This window comes from Aeromicrobium sp. PFPM2_SD2, from assembly GCF_057364525.1.
The window spans coordinates 1-6,372 of the sequence record NZ_JBNFNZ010000114.1; the positions used below are offsets into that span (position 1 = coordinate 1).

4 protein-coding genes and 2 pseudogenes are annotated in these 6,372 nt (G+C 72.1%); 5 read left to right on the forward strand and 1 reads right to left on the reverse strand.

The genetic code is table 11. The features are described from left to right. A pseudogene (locus tag AC2W7G_RS07375) lies at positions 1-1,127 on the forward strand (hypothetical protein); the annotation flags it as partial. Here the strand turns inward: AC2W7G_RS07375 and AC2W7G_RS07380 are convergent. Beyond that, a complete protein-coding gene (locus AC2W7G_RS07380) occupies positions 1,069-2,001 on the reverse strand; it encodes a YihY/virulence factor BrkB family protein (protein WP_485867860.1) in 933 nt (310 codons plus the stop codon). The pseudogene AC2W7G_RS07375 and the gene AC2W7G_RS07380 sit on opposite strands and share 59 nt — an antisense overlap. A gap of 18 nt (positions 2,002-2,019) precedes the next feature. Here AC2W7G_RS07380 and AC2W7G_RS07385 point away from each other — a divergent pair. The 4 genes and pseudogenes from AC2W7G_RS07385 to AC2W7G_RS07400 form a co-directional block, all read left to right on the forward strand. Further along, a pseudogene (locus AC2W7G_RS07385) lies at positions 2,020-3,659 on the forward strand (acyl-CoA dehydrogenase family protein). Positions 3,660-4,066: 407 nt separating this feature from the next. After that, positions 4,067-5,746 carry a nitrite/sulfite reductase gene (locus tag AC2W7G_RS07390; protein ID WP_485867861.1) on the forward strand — a complete coding sequence of 560 codons (1,680 nt, stop codon included), beginning with the start codon at positions 4,067-4,069 and terminating at the stop codon, positions 5,744-5,746. Further along, positions 5,743-5,919 carry a hypothetical protein gene (locus AC2W7G_RS07395; protein WP_485867862.1) on the forward strand — a complete coding sequence of 59 codons (177 nt, stop codon included), beginning with the start codon at positions 5,743-5,745 and terminating at the stop codon, positions 5,917-5,919. The genes AC2W7G_RS07390 and AC2W7G_RS07395 overlap by 4 nt, the downstream gene beginning before the upstream one ends. Beyond that, on the forward strand, positions 5,916-6,372 hold a 457-nt coding region (locus tag AC2W7G_RS07400), incomplete at its 3' end, for a sirohydrochlorin chelatase (protein WP_485867863.1). The genes AC2W7G_RS07395 and AC2W7G_RS07400, both read left to right, overlap by 4 nt.

The following is a 6,372-nucleotide window of genomic DNA, read 5'->3' on the forward strand; positions in this document are numbered from 1 at the left end:
GCGAAGCGCTCGCCGCCGTGGACGACTGCGGCGACGGCCAGACCGTGGACGCTCGGTTCGTCGAGGCCGACGGCGGATGGCTGGTCGCCAGCGACGGCGCGATGCCGGTGCTGCCCGGCGACGACGGCCTCGAGCCGCTGTCCGAGGACGAGGACTTCGTGCGGGACGTCGAGGGCCTCGGCGACGAGGGACCGGTGACCGCCTGGGCCGACTTCACCTCCCTGGCCGCCGTCGGGGAGCTGGCCGGGATGAGCGACCAGGACCTCGCGGGCCTGGAGGGCACCACGAGTGCGACGCTGCGCGCCGGCGACGACGCACTGGAGCTGGTCGCGACGACCGAGCCGACCGAGTCGTCCGACTCGGGCGTGACCGTGCGCGACATCCTGGACAAGCTGCCGGCCGACGCCGCAGCCGTGCTGGCGACGCCGGGCGGCGTGCCGACGGCCGACCAGGTGGCCCTCGGCGAGCAGATGGGGCTGGTCCCCTTCCAGGAGCTGGCGGCGAAGCCGTTCGGAGCCGTGATGTCCGCCACCGGCGAGCCGAGCGGTGTCGTCCACGCCGACTCCCAGGAGGTGGAGGACGGCATCGAGTCGATCATCCAGCTGCTGGAGGCCTTCGTGGGACCGCGTCCGGTCTCGGACGCCGAGCTGGAGGAGCTCGAGCGGGCCTACGCGCAGGTGCGCGACATGGACCAGTACTACGGGAGCTACGAGCCGACGCCTGAGGAGGTGGCGTCGTTCGAGGCCGAGCGCGCACGCGGCCTGGCCGAGCTTCGGGCGGCACGCGAGCAGGCCGAGCTGTCACGCCGGAGCGACGCGGACTTCTGGACGGCCGACTCCCGCGCCGGCACGCAGCCCCGGCTCAGCGGCGCCGGCGACGGATTCGTCCGCGTCGCCACACCCAGGGCGAAGGTCGACACGTCCGAGCCGTTCACCGAGTCCGGCCTGTTCGCCCGCCTGGGCGACGACCTGGACCTGGACGCCCTGACGATGCTGGGCATCGTCGACGTCCGTCAGCTGGACCTCGACGAGGCCGTCCCCGAGCTCGGCGCGGTCGACCACGCTGTGCTCACGAGCGAGCGCGTCGGCGAGCGAGAGCAGATCCGACTGCGCGTCGTGCTGCGCTGACCCAGCCCGTCGTCTCCCTCACCGGCGCGGCGCTCCGCTCGCGGTTGACCGCCGCGTTGAGCGCCGCGCCGATGAGGATCGAGAACGCCAGCACGTACAGCCACAGCAGCACCGCGATCGGCGCCGCCAGCGGCCCGTAGATCGACCAGCCACCGCTCGTGTAGCCCAGGATCCACCGCACGAACATGCTGCCGAGCACCCACATGACGAGCGTGAACGCGGCCCCCGGCATGCCCGTGAGCCAGGACGAGCGTCCGGGCACGGCCACGTGGTAGAGCGTCGCCATGAAGCCGGTCGACACCACCAGCACGGTCGGCCAGTACAGCTCGCGCAGGAACGCCACGTCCTCGGGCACGACGTCGCGCACCACGTCCGGCCCGGCGAGCGCCAGCGGCACGAGCACGATGCCGATCAGCAGGGCCACGACGTACAGGGCGAACGACAGCGCCCGGGTCGCGATGATGCCCCGCTCCCCTCCCCGGCCGTACATGATCGAGATGGTGTCGAGGAAGACGTTGAGCGCCCGCGAACCGGACCACAGCGCCAGCACGAAGCCGATCGAGACGACGTCGATCCGTCCGCCCGACAGCACGTCGTCCAGGGTGGGCGCGATGACCGCGTCGACGGTGCTGTCGGTCAGCGCCCGGGACGCGATGTCGAGGACGCGGTCCTTGAGCACGTCGACCTGCGCCACCTCGTACTGCTCGGCGACGTAGCCGATCGTGCCGGCCAGGCCGAAGACGAGCGGCGGCAGCGACAGGATGGCGAAGAACGCGGCCTCGGCGGCGAGCCCGGTGACCCGGTAGCGCAGGCAGGCCGCGACCGTCTGCGTCACGAGCCGACGCAGGCGCACGCCTACCGAGTCGGCCACCATGGCGCCTACGGTAACGGCATGGATCCCCGCCAGCGCGCACCTCAGAACCAGGCCACGCCGCTCGTCCACCACGCCGCCGCCGGCGACCGGGCCCTCGTCGACGCGGTCGACGCCTACGCCGGCGACCACGCCGCGGACGTCCACGGGTACCTCGACCCGGTCGGACGCCTGGCCGGCTCGCTCGAGGCCCGCGAGCACTGGCACCTGGCGAACGAGAACGAGCCGGTCCTGCGCACGGTCGACCGATTCGGGAACCGGGTCGACGAGGTGGCCTTCCACCCGTCCTGGCACTGGCTCATGGAGCACGGCGTCGGCTTCGGGCTCACCGCGGCGCCGTGGACGTCCACCAGCCCGGTCGCCCACCTGCAGCGCGCGGCCGGGTTCATCACGTGGGGCCAGGTCGAGCAGGGCCACATGTGCCCGATCACGATGACCTACGCCGTCGTCCCCGCCCTGCGTGCCGACGACGCGATCGCCAAGCAGTGGACGCCGGGCCTGGCGTCCACGACGTACGACTTCGGACTGCGCCCGGCCGCCGAGAAGGCCGGACTGCTCGCCGGCATGGGCATGACCGAGAAGCAGGGCGGCTCGGACCTGCGCACCAACGTCAGCACCGCCACGCCGACGTCCGTGCACGGCGAGTACCTGCTGCACGGCCACAAGTGGTTCACCTCGGCGCCGATGAACGACGTCTTCCTGGTGCTCGCGCAGGCGCCGGACGGCATCAGCTGCTTCGTCGTGCCGCGCGTGCTGCCCGACGGCACCCGCAACGCGATCTCGATCGTCCGGCTCAAGGACAAGCTGGGCAACCGCTCGAACGCGTCCAGCGAGCTCGAGCTCGACGGCGCGTGGGCCGTGCGGCTCGGCGACGAGGGGCGCGGCATCCGCACGATCATCGACATGGTCTCGGCCACGCGCGTCGACTGCGTGCTGGGCTCGGCCGGCATCATGCGCAAGGCGCTGGCCGAGGCGGCCTGGCACACCTCGCACCGGGCAGCGTTCGGACGCACGCTGGCGGACCAGCCGGCGATGGTGAACGTCCTGGCCGACTTGGCGTCGAGAGCGAGGCCGCGACCCGCATCGGCCTGCGCCTGGCCGCCGCCTCGGACCGGCCGCACGACGCGCACGAGCAGGCGCTGCGCCGCATCGGCTCGGCGCTGGCCAAGTTCTGGGTCTGCAAGCGGACGCCGTTCATGGTCGCCGAGGCGCTGGAGTGCCTGGGCGGCAACGGCTACGTCGAGGAGTCGGGCATGCCGCTGCTGTTCCGCGAGTCGCCGCTCAACTCCATCTGGGAGGGCAGCGGCAACGTCAACGCCCTGGACGTCCTGCGCGCCCTGACCCGCGAGCCGGAGTCGCTCGACGCCTGGATCACCGAGGTGGGCGCCGTGCGCGGCGCGACCGGCGCCTGGACGCTGCGGTCGAGGACGTGCTCACCGAGCTCGCCTCGCTGGAGCACGCCGAGGCCCGTGCCCGCCGCATTCGCGTCGCGCATGGCCGTGTGCCTGCAGGCGGCGCTGCTGCTGCGCGACAGCGACCCGCACGTGGCCGACGCGTTCTGCGCCTCGCGCCTGGGCGGCGACTGGTCCGGCGTCCTGGGCACCCTGCCGTCCGGCCTGGACCTCGCACACGTCGCCCAGCGCGCCTTGCCCCAGGCCTGAGCCCACCGCCCGCGGAGCGGTGACCTAGCAACCTCACCCCGGCGAAGCGGTGACCTGGCAACGGAAAGAGGTGCGCTGTGGGTTGCCAGCTCACCGCCCCATGGGGAGGAGGCGGCCGCAAAACCATGGGAAAATCAGCGCTTCTGTCACCGGCGTCTCACTCTATGGTCAATCGTCCCACATGGTGAGAACCGAGTTTGTGCCCGGCGGACGCGCCGGGCCAGACTCCTACCCATGCTGAACGCGACGACGACCCACCTCGTGGAGCGACTCCACGTGGACCTCGGTCGTTCCCGCAGCATGATGTGTCGCTGAGTCCCGCGCGACCCCAGCACTGCTCCCGGCGCGCGGCCGAGCCCGACCTCGCGTCCTGCCCGTGCCGTGTGCCCCGACCCTGACGAGGACTCATGGCACCGGCACCGACCACCACCCCGCGACGCCCCCGCCCCAAGCGCGGCGAGGGCCAGTGGGCCCTGGGCTACCGCGAGCCGCTCAACGCCAACGAGCAGGCCAAGAAGGACGACAACCCGCTCAACGTCCGCGCCCGCATCGAGAACATCTACGCCCACCGGGGCTTCGACTCGATCGACAAGTCCGACCTGCGCGGGCGCTTCCGCTGGTGGGGGCTGTACACCCAGCGCAAGCCCGGCATCCACGGCGGCAAGACCGCGACGCTGGAGCCCGAGGAGCTCGAGGACTCCTACTTCATGCTGCGCGTGCGCATCGACGGCGGCCAGCTCGACGTCGCCCAGCTGCGCACCATCGGTGAGCTCTCCACCGAGTACGGCCGGGACACCGCCGACCTGACCGACCGGCAGAACGTCCAGTACCACTGGATCCGGGTGGAGGACGTCCCGACCATCTGGCAGCGCCTCGAGGCCGTCGGCCTGCACACGCAAGAGGCGTGCGGCGACTGCCCGCGCGTCATCCTCGGCTCCCCCGTCGCCGGCGTGGCCGCCGACGAGATCATCGACGGCACCGCCGCGATCGAGCGCATCGAGCGCGAGTACATCGGCGACCAGGCGTACTCGAACCTGCCGCGCAAGCTCAAGACCGCGATCAGCGGCCACCCGAGCCACGACACCGTGCCGCAGATCAACGACATCGCCTTCGTGGGCGTCGTCCACCCCGAGCACGGCCCGGGCTGGGACCTGTGGGTCGGCGGCGGCCTGTCGACCAACCCGATGCTCGCGCAGCGGCTCGGCGCGTGGATCCCCGACGCCGAGGTGCCCGAGGTCTGGGCCGCCGTCGCCGGCGCCTTCCGCGACTACGGCTACCGCCGCCTGCGCTCGCGCGCCCGCATCAAGTTCCTCGTCGCCGACTGGGGCCCGGAGAAGTTCCGCCAGGTCATGGAGGACGAGTACCTGAAGCGCCCGATGATCGACGGGCCCGCGCCCGAGCTGCCCGAGGTCCCCGGCGACCACGTCGGCGTCCACCGGCAGAAGGACGGACGCTTCTACGTCGGCGTCGCCCCCGTCGTCGGCCGCGTCTCGGGCACGCTGCTGACCGAGCTGGCCGACGTCGCCGAGCGTCACGGCCTCACGCGCATCCGCACCACGGCGCACCAGAAGCTCCTGCTGCTGGACGTCGAGGAGTCCGACGTCGAGGCGCTGGTCGCCGACCTCGCGGCCATCGGCCTGGAGGCCCGCCCGTCGCAGTGGCGCCGCAACACGATGGCGTGCACCGGCATCGAGTTCTGCAAGCTCGCGATCGTCGACACCAAGGACCGGGCCACGGCCCTGGTCGACGAGATGCAGCAGCGCGTGCCCGAGCTCGACGTGCCGATCACGATCAACGTCAACGGCTGCCCCAACTCCTGCGCCCGCATCCAGACCGCCGACATCGGGCTCAAGGGCCAGCTCGTCCTGGACGAGAACGGCGAGCAGGTCGAGGGCTTCCAGGTGCACCTCGGTGGCGCCCTGGGCCTCGAGGCCGGCTTCGGCCGCAAGCTGCGCGCCCACAAGGTGAGTGCGACCGAGCTGCCCGACTACGTCGAGAAGCTGTCGCGCACCTTCCTGGAGCAGCGCGACTCCGACGAGACCTTCGCGCGCTGGGTGGCGCGTGCGGACGAGGAGGTCCTGCGATGAGCGGGAACGCTCCCCTGCACTGCCCCTACTGCGCGGACGAGAACCTCTGGCCGCACGGCCAGAAGCACGGCGAGTGGGAGTGTCGCGCCTGTCGACGCGCCTTCGCCGTGAAGCACCTGGGCATCCTCAGCCCGTCCACCACGAACGCCCCTGGAAGGGAGGCACGCACATGACCGCACCAGCACTCGTCGTCCTGGCGCACGGCAGCCGCGATCCCCGATCGGCCGCCACCATCACTGCCCTGACGGAGAGGGTCGCGTGCATGCGACCCGACCTGCGCGTGGCACCGGCCTTCCTCGACCTGTCCGAGCCGTCGCTCGACCAGGTCGTGGACCGCCTCGTGGCCGAGGGCCACTCCGAGATCGTCCTGGTCCCGCTCCTGCTCACGCAGGCGTACCACGCCAAGGTGGACGTGCCGCAGGCCGCGGCCGCCGCCGAGGCGCGTCACGACGGCATCCACATCCAGGTGACGGACGTCCTGGGCATCGAGCAGGCGTTCTTCCAGATCCTGGACGAGCGCCTGCGCGAGGCGCTGCGGGCCAACCGGGTGCGCGAGCTCGACGGGCTCGTGCTCGCCGGCGCCGGCTCCTCGGACCCGATCGCGAACGCCGCCGTGGCGCGCGCGG

Coding starts and splice junctions, on each gene's coding strand:
- AC2W7G_RS07380 (WP_485867860.1), bottom strand. CDS start 2,001: ATGGTGGCCGACTCGGTAGGCGTGCGCCTGCGTCGGCTCGTGACGCAG.
- AC2W7G_RS07390 (WP_485867861.1), top strand. CDS start 4,067: ATGGCACCGGCACCGACCACCACCCCGCGACGCCCCCGCCCCAAGCGC.
- AC2W7G_RS07395 (WP_485867862.1), top strand. CDS start 5,743: ATGAGCGGGAACGCTCCCCTGCACTGCCCCTACTGCGCGGACGAGAAC.